The sequence below is a fragment of the Hymenobacter norwichensis DSM 15439 genome (assembly GCF_000420705.1).
Lineage (GTDB): Bacteria > Bacteroidota > Bacteroidia > Cytophagales > Hymenobacteraceae > Hymenobacter > Hymenobacter norwichensis.
On sequence record NZ_ATVL01000011.1, the window covers coordinates 85,328 to 101,012 of the forward strand.

Below are 15,685 nucleotides of genomic sequence, written 5' to 3' on the forward strand. Positions count from 1 at the left end.
TACTCTATGACCTCCTCTCCCCTACCCGACTTTCGGCCGGTATCGTATTCACGCGTCACTCTTACTGAACTCATGATACCGTCGTACGCCAACTTCGGAGGCAAGATCCACGGCGGGATCTTGCTTTCTCTGATGGACAAGGTGGCCTACGCTGCGGCCTCTAAACATGCTGGCAATTACTGCGTGACGGTCAGTGTCGATGGTGTGAACTTTCTGCAACCAGTGGAAGTGGGTGAACTGGTGTCCTTGTTGGCCTCGGTCAATTACGTGGGTCGTACCTCCCTGCTAGTCGGCATCAAGGTCATTGCCGAAGATGTTCGTACCGGAACCGTCAAGCACACCAACACCTCTTACTTCACGATGGTGGCCAAGGACGACGACGGCAAACCGACATTGGTACCAGGCCTTCAACTAGACACCCCCGAAGATGCCCGCCGTTTTCTGGAGGCCATTAAGCGCCGAGAATTCAACGCCCAACACAGACGCGAATTCGACAATGCACTTACCTCGCTGGCAGTCGAACATCAGCTCCCGTTACTAAAGAAAGAACGGTGCCAGATAACGTATTAAAGCTAGCAAGTAACTTACCTCGTCTAGCAAGTTGTACAACGCAAAGCGGCCTCCCTCCTACCCTTATCTGGTAGTGGGGAGGCCACTCTATTTAAGTCAAATCACATGCGCTTGGCAAGCTGATTGGAACGACGCGTATTAGCTCAGTGAACAAAAATGTTTCACGTGGAACGTTTTTGTTACCTGGGGCCGTACACTTTCAATAGCAATTCATTGTAGGCCTCTAGAAGCGCAATATACTTCGTCTGGAGCGCCATTAGCTGCTTTGCATAATCCTGTTCGGCAATAGGCGGTGTTACACTTTTAGATGTTACAGGCTGCAAATGCGTGGGTGTAACAGCTGGTATTACAAATGGAAGAACAGATTGTTGTAACGACGTAAAATCGTTGGAAAAATCATGTCCTATTATTTCTCCAACACGTGTTACAAATGCGTAATCAAGTGTCTCATCCTTGAATTTACGATATATGGTAGGGCGTGTAATACCTAGTTCATCCACGATACGAGTGATGGAAATACCGCTGTTTTTGATGGCTTCTTGCAGTATTTGACCCTGGTGTGGCATAGGGATGCTTATGTAAAACGATAGTGTAAATATGACACTTGTGTACGGAACAACAAAACACTTTCTGTAAATAACACCATGTAACGTAACATTGTAAATTAACACGTTGTGTTACATTGTTACACCTTTTACAAAACGTACAAACATTACACATGATACACATAGGTAGCATACGCCTGTATCATATGTTGTAATAAACACTAGTTTACACCACTAGAGGCCTTTTTAACTGTTTACGACGCTGTAGAGGATTGTAGCATGACTAAGGTTCAGGATAAAGCACGCAGTACGTAGAGTGCGGAGTGTCGGCGCGTTTCAGAACTCACAGCGTTGCTGCCACTGTTACGCAGGCATCGGATTAGCCAGTGGAACAATTACGAGCCTTATGTAGTGGCTGGGATATTCTCTCACTCTCATAATAGCCCAGTCCTCCGGCCATCAGTCTATCACGAAGGGTACAAGGCGTAGGCTTTGCTGGCACTCTCGGAAGCAGCAGGTTTTAGGATTTGCTACTTGTCTACGTGCATGCGTAAGTGTACCTCCTCCGAGAAGGCAGAGGATGTGGGTCAAGTTGAATTGGTGCTTTGAAGAACCGCGTGTCTTGGCTGCCAGATGGTGCAGGTCTTAACTTTCTACACATCACCTAAGCCATCAGATTCTTTTCAAGTGGTGATAATCTCAAGCCTTGACAGCTACTGTTCACGACATGTGCAGGTGTGTACTTGCAGCTTAAAGTGGTGCAGTTCATACGTAATGAAAATGTGGCTCTCCCCGAATCAGAGAACGACAGCAACTGGTATTTTAGGGCCACTAACATTTCAACCTTCATCCATTACAATGAAACGAATCATTTTGCTGCTGTTGCTGGCAGCGGTAACTGTAGGGGGCTATTTCTATTATCAGAGTCTGAAAGCCGGGCCGAAGTATGCGCTGGTGCAAGCCGCCAACGCTGCCCGCACCCACGACATGCCTACGTTTGAGCGGTACGTTGACGTGAGCAGTGTAACAGGTAACCTGGTAGATCAGGTAACCAGCCAAGGTTCGACGCTGGGCTTACTGAATCCAGGAGGCTTTGCCTTTAAAGGCGCGTTGCGTATGCTGAAACCGCAGCTAGCACAGGTAGCGCGCAAAGAAGTGCAGCAGTACATCGAAACCGGTTCATTGGAGGGCGCTGCCACTGCTGCCCGTTCCAAAGGAGTAATGAACATCTCGCTGGCCGGCCTAGTAGGCAAAGTGGCCAGTGCTGACAGTAAGTTCAAGGATGTGAAATATGTGAACGAAGAAGGGGAGCAGGCTTTGGTTGGTCTGGAGTTTACCCAACCGAAATACGATACTACCATGGTAGTGGAATTAAAGATGCTCAACCGCGGCGACCATTGGCAGGTAACGGAAATTACCAACACCGGCGACTTACTCAAGCACGTAGCACGGCTGGAAAAGCAACGACTGCTCAAGTAGATTTCACAAGCACCCTTTCAACAATAAAAAGCCCTGACACCACGAGGTGTCAGGGCTTTTTATTGTTAGGCTAGCAGTTGGCTACACGATACCTGTGTTGGATTTGCCACGGCCCGCAAATAGCCAGTATATGATCAGACCGACGAAGGGAAAGAAGAAAATAATGGCTGTCCACAGGATCTTCTTACCAATAGTCCAGGGCTGACGGAATACATCGAAGAGAGCCAAAACATCAAGAGCTAGCAGCACATAGCCCCAGGTAGCCAAGCTGCCATCGGCGTTGAAGCGGGCACAAGACGAAACAAGAAGCGTAAGTACCAGCAGAGACATAGCAGCCGGTAGGCGGTTGGCGAAAGTGTGAAGTTTGCTCATGAGCGTAGGGAGTGAGTTAGTTCTGCCGGTTTTCTACGCACATCTTTCAGAATAGATATAAAACATCAGCTATTTTAAATATAAACTCCTGATTTACAATATGTTAGTTAAATAAACCCGAACCTGATCAATAAAGGTTAACCCAGCCTGGGGCACTAGCGCCAAAGCCACTAGTATTCCGAACAACGCACCGTAGAAATGGGCATCGTGGTTGATATTGTCGCCCCGGCGGCGGCCCTGGTAGTAGGAATACGCCAGGTACAGGAAGCCGAATAGAAACGGCTGGATAGGAATGGGCAATGGGAAGATGATAATACCGCCACCATCAGCTGCCACTGGATAAAACAGAATGCTGGCAAACAGCACCGACGATACTCCACCCGAGGCACCCAGGCTGCGGTAGCTAGGGTCGTGGCGGTGACGGAAGTAGGTGGGAATATCCGACACAATGATGCCGCCGATGTATAGCAGTAAGAAGGCCGCAATACCTCCTTGCATGCCGTAGGCGGCAGCAAACTCGCTCAACACAGCCGGGCTGAACGAGTAGAAGGCAAACAAATTGAAGCCTAGATGCATGAAGTCGGCATGGAGGAAGCCGGAGGTGAGGAACCGGTACCACTGGCCGCGCTGCGACACGAGGTAGGGGCTGAAGATCCATTTCTCCATCAGTTCCCGGTTCGACCAGGCATACATGGAGATGCCCGCCGTCAGGGCAATCAGGAGGAGGGCAGGATTAAGGAAGGGCATTGAGTGAAGATTAGAAATAAGAAGTGGGCGCTTAGCAGAGAGCAGGAAGAAGGGCTACGGCGGGGTTCCTGCTCATCGAGCGAAGGAAACCTGCCGTAGCCCTTTCTTGTTTGGCGCTTTTCTACTGCTCCCGCTCTAGGAGTTGCAGGGCGAGTTGCAGCAACGGCTCTTTACGCGCTGCGGAGGCCTCTACGCGCTCCAAGTGCTGGAGGGCGTCCTGGAAGTAGTTGTTGATGAGAGCTTCGGTCTGAGGGCGGATTTCGAGCTCATCGTACAGGGTACGGATGGCGTGCACCTTCACCTCAGCGCTCAGCACTGGCTGGCCGATGTGCCGGGCCAGCACAGCTTGCTGGCTAGCGTTGGCCTGGGCCTGGGCAGTGAGCAGCAGAAAGGTCTTCTTATCCGATACAATGTCGCCGCCGACGCGCTTGCCAAAGGTGGCCGCGTCGCCGTACACATCCAACAAATCGTCGCGGAGTTGGAAGGCCAAACCGATGCCCACGCCGAATTGGCGAAGGTGGTCAGCATCGGTGGCACTGGCCCCGCCGAGCAGGGCACCTAGCTCCAGTGCGAAGCCCAGGAGCACGGCTGTTTTTAGCCGGATCATGTCCAGGTATTGGTCGATGCTGACCTCGGTTTCGGTTTCGAAGTTCATGTCCCACTGCTGGCCCTCGCACACCTCGGCGGCCGTTTGGCTGAAGCGGCGCAGGATGGTGGGCAGCAGAGCAGCGGGCACATCAAAGAACAGCTCATAGGCCCGCACCAGCATCACGTCGCCGCTCAGGATGGCCACGTTGGCATTCCACTTCTCGTGCACCGTGGGCTGGCCGCGCCGCAGTGGGGCCTGGTCCATGATGTCGTCGTGGAGCAGGGTGAAGTTGTGGAAGACCTCTACGCCCAGCGCCGGCTTGAGCACGGGGTCGAGGTTGTCGGTGAAGACGTGGGCGCCGAGCAGCGCCAGCAGCGGCCGGATACGCTTGCCCCCAAGGGCCATGATGTAGCGGATGGGCTCGTAGAGCGCCGTGGGCTGGTCGCCGTAGTGCAGACTATCGAGGCCAGTGGTAAGCTTGTTGCTGAAGTAAGAAAGGTCCACGGAAAAGCGGGTACGGTTCAGTTGGAAAGGTACGGAGGAATCAGCAGGCCGTTTGCTGGGCTTGCCGCACGGCAGTGAAGTAACAGGATACTGTAGCTGCTAACGCAAGCGTTGGGTAGTAAGCTGCTTTCTAACGGCCTTGCTATGCTAACAAGAATACACCGGTGGATGATTGGATGCGCTATACTGCTGCCGGGAGTTGCCGCGGCGCAGAACTCCTACAACCGCTGGGATGCGCAGCCGCCCGCCCCCATCAAAACGCCCACGCGGGCTGCCACCAAACCAGAAGATAAGCCGGCTGCCCACGTTGTAATTGCACCTACTGACTCGCTAGCGGAGCTTGCTACGCCTCGCGTAACCGTTGAGCAAATGCCTGTGTTTCCGGGTGGGCCGGAAGCCTTCGCGCAGTACATCAAGTCCCGAATGAAACGACCGAAAGGAGCTCGTGCTACAGGTACGCTCTACGTCACCTTCACGTTGCTGCCAACAGGCGCTACCTCGAACGTGCAGGTGGCGCCGGGCCGTGGTATAAGCCCTAGCTACGATGCTGCAGTGGTGGAGCTGATAAGGGGAATCAGCAACTTCAGTCCGGGCAAACGCAACGGGCAGCCGGCCGCTATGGAAGTCACAGTGCCTATCCGCTTCGACTAGACCTACGCAAAAAAAGCCCCTAACACCAGTACGGATGTCAGGGGCTTTCACTTATTAAGAGCTACAAAACCGTAGCACCGTTGTGGCCGATTCTCTACCGGCGACGCTTGCCTTTGTCACCGCCGCCGGGGCGGCCGCCGCTCCGCTCGGGGCGGTAGCCGCGGGGCTTGCTGTTCTCACGGCGCTGCTGCAACTCCCGTTGCTTCACCGAGTCGGGGCGGTTGTCTACCAGCTCGAAGTCGATAGTGCGGTCGAGCAGATTGGCGGCTTTCACTACCACTTGCAGCTCGTCGCCGAACTGGATGATGCGCTTGCTGCTACGGCCCACAATACGGTAGTTGTCTTTGTCGAGCTCGAACGTATCGCCGGGAATCTCGCTCAGGCGGATCATACCTTCGCACTTATTCTCCTCGATTTCCACGTACATGCCACGCTCCGTGAGGCCCGATACCACGCCGGTGAACGTCTCGCCAATCACCTCGGACATGAACTCCACCTGCTTGTATTTGATGCTGGCCCGCTCGGCGGAAGCGGCTAGTTTCTCACGCTCCGAGGAGTGCTTACACTCTTCTTCCACGGGGGCCACTTCCACGTTCTTACCACCTTCGAGGTAGTGTTCCAGCAGGCGATGCGCCATCATATCTGGATAGCGCCGAATGGGCGAGGTGAAGTGCGAGTAGTGCTCGAACGCCAGACCAAAATGGCCCAGCGGCTCGGTGGTATAAATGGCCTTGCTCATGGTCCGCACAGCCAGCGTCTGGATGACGTTCTGCTCGGGCCGCCCCATTACTTCGGTAGACAAATCATTGAGCTCGGTACTGAGTTTTTTGGGGTTACTCAGGTCGAGGTCGTGGCCGAATTTCTTGGCGAAGAGGGCGAAGGTTTGCAGCCGGTCCGGGTCGGGGGCTTCGTGCACGCGGTACACCATAGTATAGCGCGGCTTACGGCTTTTCAGCTTGAACACGAACTCGGCCACCTTGCGGTTAGCCAGCAGCATGAACTCCTCAATCATCTTGTGGGCGTCCTTGCGCTCCTTCACGTACACGCCCAGCGGCTTGCCTTCCTCGTCCAGCTTGAACTTCACCTCCTGCGTCTCGAAACTGATAGCACCCTGCTTGAAGCGTTTTGCGCACAGCTTTTTGGCGATGTTGTTCATCAGCTGAATCTCGGCGGTGTAGTCGCTCTCCAGCCCTTCGATCCGCTCCTGGGCTTCTTCGTAGGCGAAGCGCCGGTCGGAGTGAATGATGGTTTTGCCGAACCACGAATCGAAGAGCTTGCCGCTTTCGTCGAGCTCGAACACAGCCGAGAAAGTCAGTTTGTCTTCGTTGGGGCGCAGGGAGCAGAGGCCGTTGGAGAGGCGCTCGGGCAGCATCGGAATCACGCGGTCCACGAGGTAAACCGACGTGGCGCGGTGCTTGGCTTCGCGCTCCAGTTCGGTGCCGGGCTTCACGTAATGGGTCACGTCGGCAATGTGCACGCCAATTTCCCAGTGGCCGTTTTCCAGCTTCTCAATGCTCAGGGCATCGTCGAAGTCTTTGGCATCGGCGGGGTCAATGGTGAAGGTGGTGATGTTGCGGAAGTCACGGCGGCGGCTGATTTCGTCCTCGGAAATCCGGTCGGATATAGCCTCCGATTCCACCTCCACTTCGTGCGGAAACTCGAACGGCAAACCGAACTCCGCCATGATGGCGTTTATCTCGGCCTCGTTGCCACCGGCCTGTCCGAAGCTACGAACCACCTCGCCTACCGGGGAGCGGCCGGCGTCATTCTCCGGAAACTCGGTGATGCGGACCAGCACCTTTTCGCCGTTGTTAGCACCGTGCAGATTCTCGAACGGCACGAACACATCGAAGTACATCTTGCGGTTGTCGGGCTTCACAAAACCGATGCCGCCCTGCACTTGCAGGCGGCCCACCACCTCAGGGCGCACCCGGTTCAGCACTTCCACCACGTCGCCGACAGGGCGGCCGTCGCGGGTACCGCGCAGGCGCAAGCTCACTGTGTCGCCGTGCATAGCAAACTTCAGCCGGTCGGTGAACACGCGCACGTCGCTCTCACTTTCCTCGCTGATGACGAAGGCAAACTTGTCGGTAGCCAGGGCCACGGTGCCAGTGATTACCTCACCACCGCTGTCCTGCCGATGCCGGGTTTCGGGCCGCAGCTCATCCGAAGGAAAGTCGAAGCCAGCACCACGGCGACGGTGCACTACCGGGTCGTTACCGAACTCGGCTTGCACCGAGCGGCTGGGCTTGGCGGGTACGGGGGTGTTGTCGTCGTGGCGACGCTTCTTGCTGCTGGCGGGTGCCGTGGCGGCCAGCATAGCAGTGGGGTCGGTTAGGCGGTACTCGTCGTTGGTCACGAGCGTCAGTACTCCCGATTTCTTGAAAAAGCGCAGGTGTTCAAACACTTCTTCGCGCTGCTCTTTGGTGGTGACGCCAAGCCGGCGGGAAAGCTGCCGATAGGCAATCACATCCGTTGGCTTGTCGGTAAAAATGCGCAGAACCTGTTCTTTGGTTATCGTTGCGGGGGCGGCTTGGTCGCCGCTGGCAGCCTTCGCGCGAGGGGCGCGGGGGGCGGCAGAGTCTTCTTTTCTTTTCATCAGAAAATGAGGGCCGCCAGGGGTTGTCTTTTTCTCAGGCGGCGGGATTGATAGTAAGGAAAGCCGGCTTTGGTAGTGGCGTTCCAAGGTGAATGTTAGTAGCCCGATGCGGGCGGTGCCGGCCGCTTAGCCGGGCTTCAGGTAGATAATACGAAATATATCCGCGAATATCTATTTCTGGTAGCAAATGCCAGATTACGGATTTGCTATAGTCAACCTCTTTAACACCGATTCGACAAAATCAGTTACATCCCACTCTTTTAAATCTGATACCTGCCCGTCGCCGACTTCCACCACCACGTATTCGCCCGACATGAATTGCACCACATCCAACGAGTAGAAAAGGCGCGGTGCAAGCCGAGCCAAGACTGGGTTCAGCTCGGCAGGCAGCTCAGTCCGTTCCGCTCCATACGCCACTCCCGCCACCACGAAAAACCGGCGTTCTGATTCTGGTTTCAGCTCCGCAAATTCTCGCACGAATAGCACCTCGTTTGGGGGCACCTGATGCTTCGCCAGCAGCTGAGTGTACTGCGCTTCTGAAGCCACTACCGAGTCGGGCCCGAACGATTTCACTAGGCCTTTCACAAAGTAGCGCTGGCCAGACGTGAAATCCAGCGGGGCGGCCGCCGGTTGAAAGCAGCTCGAAAAGGTGTACTCCGCTATCTGGCTGTACCACCCCGAAGCCTGATGGGATGCTTGGTATTGCGCGGTATCAACCCGCAATGGCGTCAGCCGTCCTAAGGCTTCGTACTCCGCGGCTGACAGCATCCAGCCACGGTAAAGCGCAGCAGTGGCAGATGGCTGGCGGGGAAATAGCCGGCCAGTTTCCACATCGAAAAGCGTAACCTCTACCCCGTTGCTACGCGCCCACTGATACTCCGGCTCCCACAAAGGGTCGATGGTTTGAGGCTCGTAGGGAAGAGACGGATAAACGATGCGCATAGAGAATAACGTAGCAGTCGGCTTCGAGCTTACCCTGTGCAGCCTACGCCCGGCTGGCCACGGCGGCGCGGATGTCGGCGGGTTCGTCTTTGGGAATGGCGGCCAGCAGTTGGCGGGTGTACTCGTGCTGCGGATGGGCGTAGAGGTCGGCGGCAGGGCCACTTTCCACAATCTGTCCCTGGCGCATCACCAGCAGCCGATCCGACATAAAGCGGGCCACCGACAGGTCGTGGGTGATGAAAAGGTAGGTGATGTTGAACTCGCGCTTGAGGTCGTTGAGCAGGTTGAGCACCTGCGCCTGCACCGATACATCGAGGGCCGAAACGGACTCGTCGCAGATGATGCATTTGGGTTGCAGGGCCAGGGCGCGGGCAATGCAGATACGCTGGCGCTGGCCGCCGCTGAACTCGTGCGGGTAGCGCTGGTACTGGGCTTCGGTGAGGCCGACGGTCCGGAGTAGCTCCAGCACGCGGGCCTTCTGTTGCTGCTTGGTGCCGCCTACATTGTGCACCTGCATGGGTTCCAGGATGGCTTCACCCACGGTCATCATCGGGTTGAGGGCGGCGTAGGGGTCTTGGAAAACCATCTGAAACTCGCGGCGGCGGCGGCGCAGCTCCCCGGTGGGCAGCTTAGCTAGGTCCACGCCCTCGAACAGGATGCTGCCTGACGTGGGCTCTACCAGCCGGAGCAGCGCCCGGCCCAGCGTGGTCTTGCCGCAGCCCGACTCCCCTACCAGCCCCACCGTTTCGCCCGGATAAATGTTGAAGCTGACCCCATCCACGGCCCGCACCACTTCGGGCTTGCGGTTGAAGAAACCCTTGCGAATTGGGAAGTGCACGTTCAGGTTTTCCACTTGCAGGATGGGAGCTTGGGAACCTGTGAGCTTAGGTGCCTGAATGGTCGTTGCCTCCCGAAGTTGAATCGGCTCTGTATCCGCAGTAATAACCAACTCAGATGCCAACGGTGCACCTACTTCAATGGTATCAACGGCCGGCAACAACTGCCCTGATTCGCTGGCAGGAGCGTCTTCCACGCCAAAAAATGGCACTCTCGGGTGTGGAACATCCTGATGTTCCACGGGGAACGTTTTGGTAGTTTCGATTCCATTTTTAGGGGAATCAATTGCTAGTTCATTGTTTTCACTAGCAAGCAGTTGCGCTGGCACCCCATCGAGAGCAATAAAGCCTCCATCGGCCGTTTCACGCATGAAATCGGCCACTACGGGAAGTTTTTTTCGCCCTACCGATAATTTTGGGCGGCATGCCAGCAGGCCTTTGGTGTAGGGGTGCTGGGGGTTGGTAAAGATGTCGAGGACGGGCCCCTGCTCTACTACGCGGCCCCGGTACATGACCAGAATCCGGTCGGCTATTTCGGCCACCACGCCCAAGTCGTGGGTGATGAAGAGGACGGCGGTGTTGTGCTGGCGGCGGAGCTGGTCGATGAGTTGGAGCATGCGGGCCTGCACCGTTACGTCGAGGGCGGTGGTGGGCTCGTCGGCAATGAGGATGGCGGGGTTGCAGGCCATGGCCATGGCAATCATCACGCGCTGCTTCTGGCCGCCGCTGATTTCGTGCGGGTAGCTCTTGAAGATTTTCTCGGGCCGGGGCAGTTGCGCCATGGTGAATAGTTCCACAGTGCGGGCTTCGGCCTGCTTAGCGTCTAAGTTGGTGTGCAGGCGCAGTGCTTCCACTACCTGGCTGCCGCAGGTGTACACCGGGTTCAGCGAGGTCATGGGCTCCTGGAAGATCATGCTGATGTCGTTGCCGCGCACCTGTTGCAGCTCTTTGTCGGTTAGCTTCAGCAAATCCACCTCGCCCAACGCCTCGGAGTGGAAGCGGGCCTCCCCTGTTGTAATGCGGCCCGGCGGCAGCGGAATCAGGCCCATCAAGGCCAGCGACGTCACCGATTTGCCCGAGCCCGACTCACCCACAATAGCCAGCGTTTCGCCCCGCCGCAGGTCGAACGACACGTCCGATACGGCCCGCGTGTTACCGCGGTGACTGGCAAAGTCGATGGTCAGATTACGGACGGAGAGAATGGGTTCGGACACAGTAGAAGGCGTTAATCACGTATAGGCGGCATCAGTAAAGATACAGCAAGTACCCGCAGATGCCGAGACGCTAACCTTGGCGTCTCGTTGTTGCTGAGATTGGTCGCTATGGTGCCGCTCTAGGTGAATCGTTCCGATGGGAGACGCCAAGTATCACGTCTCTACAGCATTAATCTACATAAAAACGGCCCGCTGGACTATTCCAGCGGGCCGTTTTAGGCTTCTAAAATCTATTGTTTACACTACCTCCCGAGCTTCCGCGTCGCGGCGGGACTGGGCAGCTTCGGTGTCTTCGGCGGCTAGGGGCTTGGCTTCCTCGTACTGATGCCCATAGAAACGGGTTTGGTTGAGCAGGATGAGCGCCACGCCGATGAAGATAGACGAGTCAGCAATGTTGAAAATGGGGAAGTCAGGAATGACCTTGCCCCCCACCAGCGGCCAAGACGACGGGAAGAAACCGTCGGGAAAATCTACAAACAGCATATCAATCACCTGCCCGTGCAGCCAAGGCGTAGGCGCACCGTACACCGTGAGTGCCGGGCCGTATACCACACCATAGAAGATGGAATCGACCAAGTTGCCGATGGCGCCACCCAAAATGAGGGCAATGCACACCAGTAGTCCGGCCGGGGCACGGTGCTTCCACAGCCGATAGATGTAGTAAGTGATGCCACTCACAGCTATCAACCGGAACACCGTCAGCACAATCTTACCGTACGGCGGCGGCAGCTCGAAGCCAAAAGCCATGCCCGGATTGGTGGTGTAGTGCAGCTTAAACCAGTCACCAAACACGGGAACTTCGCCCCCCATGCCGGGCTGCATATAGTGGTGCACGGCCCACTTCGAGAGCTGATCAATGAGGATGACCAGCAGCGCCACCAGGTAATATTTCCAGTATTTCATTTCGTAAAGCTGAGAGGTGAGAAGCGAGAAGTGGGCTGTAGCCTGACATGCTGTCAGGCCGGGGCTTCCCTCCTCTCCTAGCACAAAGTGACGCAGAATTTTGGACTTCGCTGCCCAAGGGTCCTACCTTTCTTCTGTGCCGTTGGTATTTATTTCGAGCGGGCTTTGTGCTGTTTTGAGCTGATTTTGCGGGGTTGCAATACACTTTGTGCGCCGGTATGCCAACCGCCGTTTTCAAGGCGGCGGTTGGCACCTGAGTGTTAGCCGTTTGCGACTTCCAGCTGCACGGGCACGTTGTACTCATCAAATTCCAGCACCGAACCGCCGCTGATTTCGGGTGCGAAATCCAGGGCCAGGGCTTGCACTTCCTCGCGGATGTAGCTACCAAACGACTGCACGGCGGCTTCCAGCTCAGGCTGCACGCCCAGCGTTACCCGGATTTTGTCCTGCACTTCCAGGCCGCTGTCTTTGCGCAGGTTCTGGAGGCGGTTTACCAGTTCGCGGGCCACACCTTCCTGGCGCAGCTCGTCGGTCAGGGTCACGTCGAGAGCTACGGTGAGGGGGCCGTCGGTGGCTACCAGCCAGCCGGGCAAATCCTGGGTGCGGATTTCCACGTCGTCGGGAGCCAGGGTGTAGGCTTCCCCTTCGATTTCCACGGCCAGCTGACCGGTCTTTTCGAGGGTGCTGATTTCCTCAGCACTCATCTGCTGGATGCGGGCACCCACGGCTTTCAGCTTGGCACCGTATTGCTGGCCCAGGCGCTTGAAGTTGGGCTTCACTGACTTCACCAGCACCCCGCTGGTATCGTCGAGGAACTCCACATGCTTCACGTTCACCTCGGCGCAAATCAGGTCTTCTACCAGCCCTACTTGCTCCCGTGTGGTGTCGTTGAACACCGGCACCAGGATGCGCTGCAACGGCTGGCGCACCTTCAGCACCGACTTCTTGCGCATGGAGTGCGTGAGCGAAGAAATGCGCTGAGCCAGTTCCATCCGCTCTTCCAGGGCCTTGTCGATGCGGGTTTGGTCGGCTTCTACGAGCAGCGTGAGGTGCACCGATTCGGGGGCCAGGGGCGTGTTCTTAGCTACAGCTTCTTCGCGCATGCCGCCCGTCATGTTTTGGTAGAGCCACTCGCCAAAGAAGGGCGCAATCGGAGCCATGAGCTGCGCTACTACCACGAGGCATTCCTGCAAGGTTTCGTAGGCTGCCTTTTTATCGGCGGTCAGCTCACCCTTCCAGAAACGACGACGTGAGAGACGGACGTGCCAGTTGGAAAGCTGGTCGGTCACGAAATCCTGGATGGCTCGGGCAGCCTTGGTAGGGTCGTAGCCGTCGTAATAGCCGCGCACTTCCACAATCAGCGACTGGAGCTTGCTCAGAATCCAGCGGTCCAGCTCGCTCAGTTCGGCGTACGGCACCCGGTCGAATTCGCGGGCCTGGAAGCCATCAAGGTTGGCGTAGAGGGCGTAGAACGAGTAGGTGTTGAAGAGCGTGCCGAAGAAGCGGCGCTGCACTTCCGTGATGCCGTTCAGGTCGAACTTGAGGTTGTCCCAAGGCTGGGCGTTGGCAATCATGTACCAGCGCGTAGCGTCGGGGCCGAACTGGGTGATGGTCGTGAACGGGTCGATGGCGTTGCCGAGGCGCTTGCTCATCTTGTTGCCGTTCTTGTCCAGCACCAAGCCGTTGGCCATTACGTTTTTGTAGGCCACCGAGTCTTCCAACATCACCGCCAGGGCGTGTAGCGTGAAGAACCAACCGCGGGTTTGGTCCACGCCTTCGGCAATGAAATCAGCGGGGAAATTCTTCTCGAACTGCGCCTTGTTTTCAAGCGGGTAGTGCCACTGCGCGTAGGGCATAGCTCCGCTGTCGAACCACACGTCGATGAGGTCGGTTTCGCGGTACATGGGCTGGCCGCTGGTGCTTACCAGAAATACATCGTCCACGTAGGGGCGGTGCAAATCCTTCATTTCGCCGGTGGCAATGGGGTTGTGCGTCATCACCTCGGCCGCTACGGCCTTGTCGATTTCGGCGCTCAGCTCGGCAATGCTACCGATGCAGATTTCCTCGGTGCCATCCTGCGTGCGCCAGATGGGCAAGGGCGTGCCCCAGTAGCGTGAGCGGCTCAGGTTCCAGTCCACCAGGTTTTCCAGCCAGTTGCCGAAGCGCCCAGTGCCGGTGCTGGCAGGCTGCCAGTTGATGGTTTTATTGAGCTCGATGAGCCGATCTTTCACCGCCGTGGTCTTGATAAACCAGGAGTCCAGCGGGTAGTAGAGCACGGGCTTATCGGTGCGCCAGCAGTGCGGGTAGGTGTGCTCGTACTTCTCCACTTTGAAGGCCGTGCCGTCGCCTTTCATGCGGATGGCAATGCTTTCGTCGAGGGTTTTGTAGTCGGCGCCGCTTTGGTCGTGCCCGTCGTAGTTCTTCACCCAGCGGCCACCAAACTCGCCCATTTCGGCTACATAACGGCCGGTCCGGTCCACTACAGGTACTTTCTTGTTAGGATCATCCTTATCGGGCACAAGCAGCGCAGGTACGTTAGCCAGTTGAGCGGCCTTGAAGTCGTCGGCGCCGAAGGTGGGCGAGATGTGCACAATGCCGGTACCGTCTTCGGTGGTCACGAAGTCGCCGGAAATTACGCGGAAGGCGCGCTCCTCCCCTTCAAAAGCCGGGAAGCCTTTGTCTTGACCGAACAGCCGCTCGTAGTTGATGCCGACGAGGTCAGACCCTTTAAAGGAATTTTCGATGCGCCACGGCAGCACTTTGTCGCCGGCTTTAAAGTCTTCCAGCGAGGCATCTTTCCCCTTCTCGGTAAAGTACTTGCCAACCAACGCCTCGGCCAATACCACCCGAACGGGCGCGTAGGTGTAGGGGTTGAAGGTGCGTACCAGCACGTAGCTGATGTTCTTGCCCACGGCCAAACCCGTGTTGGCCGGCAACGTCCAAGGCGTAGTCGTCCAGGCCAGGATGTACAGCGGGGCATCATCACCGGCGGCAAACAGCTTCTCGGATTTCTCGTCTTGCTTCACCTTGAACTGGGCCACGATGGTCGTGTCCTTTACGTCCTTGTAGGTGCCGGGCTGGTTCAGCTCGTGCGACGACAGACCGGTGCCGGCGGCCGGGGAGTAAGGCTGGATGGTGTAGCCTTTGTAGAGGTAGCCTTTGTCGTAGAGCTTCTTGAGCAGGGCCCAGCAGCTCTCGATGTACTCGGGCTCGAAGGTGATGTAGGGGTCGTCGAGGTCCACCCAATAGCCCATTTTCTCGGTGAGGTCGTCCCACTGGGCCTTGAAGCGCATCACGGTTTCGCGGCAGCGCTGGTTGTATTCCTCGATGCTGATTTTCTTGCCGATATCCTCCTTGGTGATACCCAGCTCCTTCTCCACTTGCAGCTCGATGGGCAGGCCGTGGGTGTCCCAGCCGCCCTTGCGGTTCACTTGCTTGCCTAGCAAGGTCTGGTAGCGGCAGAAGATGTCCTTCACCGTCCGGGCCATGACGTGGTGGATACCGGGGGCACCATTGGCCGACGGTGGGCCTTCATAAAACACGAACGTGGGCTGCCCTTCGCGGGAACTCACGCTCTTCTCAAAGATGCCGTTCTGCTTCCACCACGCCAAGATATCGGTACCGACCTGGCCGTAGTTGAGCGGTTGCTTGTATTCGGGGTAGTTCATTGTTGGGAAAGTCGTTGTATCAGAACGTCATGCTTGATCTGGCGTCCACTTGCCGAAGCATCTCGC

Annotated in this window: 12 protein-coding genes; 3 read left to right on the plus strand and 9 right to left on the minus strand. The window is 56.7% G+C overall.

What is annotated here, in order from left to right:
• Positions 1-6: 6 nt before the first annotated feature.
• Positions 7-570 (plus strand): acyl-CoA thioesterase, encoded by a 564-nt coding sequence (locus tag G536_RS0121025; protein ID WP_022825578.1) that lies wholly within the window; start codon positions 7-9, stop codon positions 568-570.
• A 179-nt stretch (positions 571-749) separates the two neighbouring features.
• Here G536_RS0121025 and G536_RS0121030 read toward each other — a convergent pair whose 3' ends face one another.
• On the minus strand, positions 750-1,136 hold the full coding sequence (locus G536_RS0121030) for a helix-turn-helix domain-containing protein (protein ID WP_022825579.1): 387 nt from the start codon (positions 1,134-1,136) through the stop codon (positions 750-752).
• Between the two features lie 837 nt (positions 1,137-1,973).
• Here G536_RS0121030 and G536_RS0121035 point away from each other — a divergent pair.
• Entirely contained in the window at positions 1,974-2,594 is a 621-nt protein-coding gene (locus G536_RS0121035) for a DUF2939 domain-containing protein (RefSeq protein WP_022825580.1), read from the plus strand.
• Between the two features lie 81 nt (positions 2,595-2,675).
• Here G536_RS0121035 and G536_RS31860 read toward each other — a convergent pair whose 3' ends face one another.
• From G536_RS31860 to G536_RS0121050, 3 genes are all read right to left on the minus strand, one after another.
• Positions 2,676-2,966, minus strand: coding sequence for a PLD nuclease N-terminal domain-containing protein (locus G536_RS31860; RefSeq protein WP_022825581.1), 291 nt, complete (start codon positions 2,964-2,966; stop codon positions 2,676-2,678).
• Positions 2,967-3,059: 93 nt separating this feature from the next.
• Positions 3,060-3,713, minus strand: a complete 654-nt coding sequence (locus G536_RS0121045; RefSeq protein WP_022825582.1) for a rhomboid family intramembrane serine protease — start codon at positions 3,711-3,713, stop codon at positions 3,060-3,062.
• A gap of 121 nt (positions 3,714-3,834) precedes the next feature.
• The gene (locus G536_RS0121050) at positions 3,835-4,806 is read right to left on the minus strand and encodes a polyprenyl synthetase family protein (RefSeq protein ID WP_022825583.1); all 972 of its coding nucleotides are present in this window, start codon (positions 4,804-4,806) and stop codon (positions 3,835-3,837) included.
• Between the two features lie 144 nt (positions 4,807-4,950).
• Between G536_RS0121050 and G536_RS31055 the strand changes: the two genes are divergently transcribed.
• On the plus strand, positions 4,951-5,457 hold the full coding sequence (locus tag G536_RS31055; RefSeq protein WP_084708762.1) for an energy transducer TonB family protein: 507 nt from the start codon (positions 4,951-4,953) through the stop codon (positions 5,455-5,457).
• A 94-nt stretch (positions 5,458-5,551) separates the two neighbouring features.
• Here the strand turns inward: G536_RS31055 and rnr are convergent, their stop codons facing one another.
• The 5 genes from rnr to ileS form a co-directional block, all read right to left on the minus strand.
• Positions 5,552-8,056, minus strand: coding sequence for a ribonuclease R (gene rnr / locus G536_RS29245; RefSeq protein WP_022825585.1), 2,505 nt, complete (start codon positions 8,054-8,056; stop codon positions 5,552-5,554).
• A 195-nt stretch (positions 8,057-8,251) separates the two neighbouring features.
• Positions 8,252-8,998, minus strand: a complete 747-nt coding sequence (locus G536_RS31060) for an ATP-grasp domain-containing protein (protein ID WP_022825586.1) — start codon at positions 8,996-8,998, stop codon at positions 8,252-8,254.
• A 43-nt stretch (positions 8,999-9,041) separates the two neighbouring features.
• Entirely contained in the window at positions 9,042-11,048 is a 2,007-nt protein-coding gene (locus tag G536_RS0121070) for an ABC transporter ATP-binding protein (RefSeq protein WP_022825587.1), read from the minus strand.
• A 237-nt stretch (positions 11,049-11,285) separates the two neighbouring features.
• Entirely contained in the window at positions 11,286-11,951 is a 666-nt protein-coding gene (locus tag G536_RS0121075) for a lipoprotein signal peptidase (RefSeq protein WP_022825588.1), read from the minus strand.
• 260 nt (positions 11,952-12,211) lie between these two features.
• A complete protein-coding gene (gene ileS, locus G536_RS0121080) occupies positions 12,212-15,619 on the minus strand; it encodes an isoleucine--tRNA ligase (protein WP_022825589.1) in 3,408 nt (1,135 codons plus the stop codon).
• Positions 15,620-15,685: the final 66 nt, after the last annotated feature.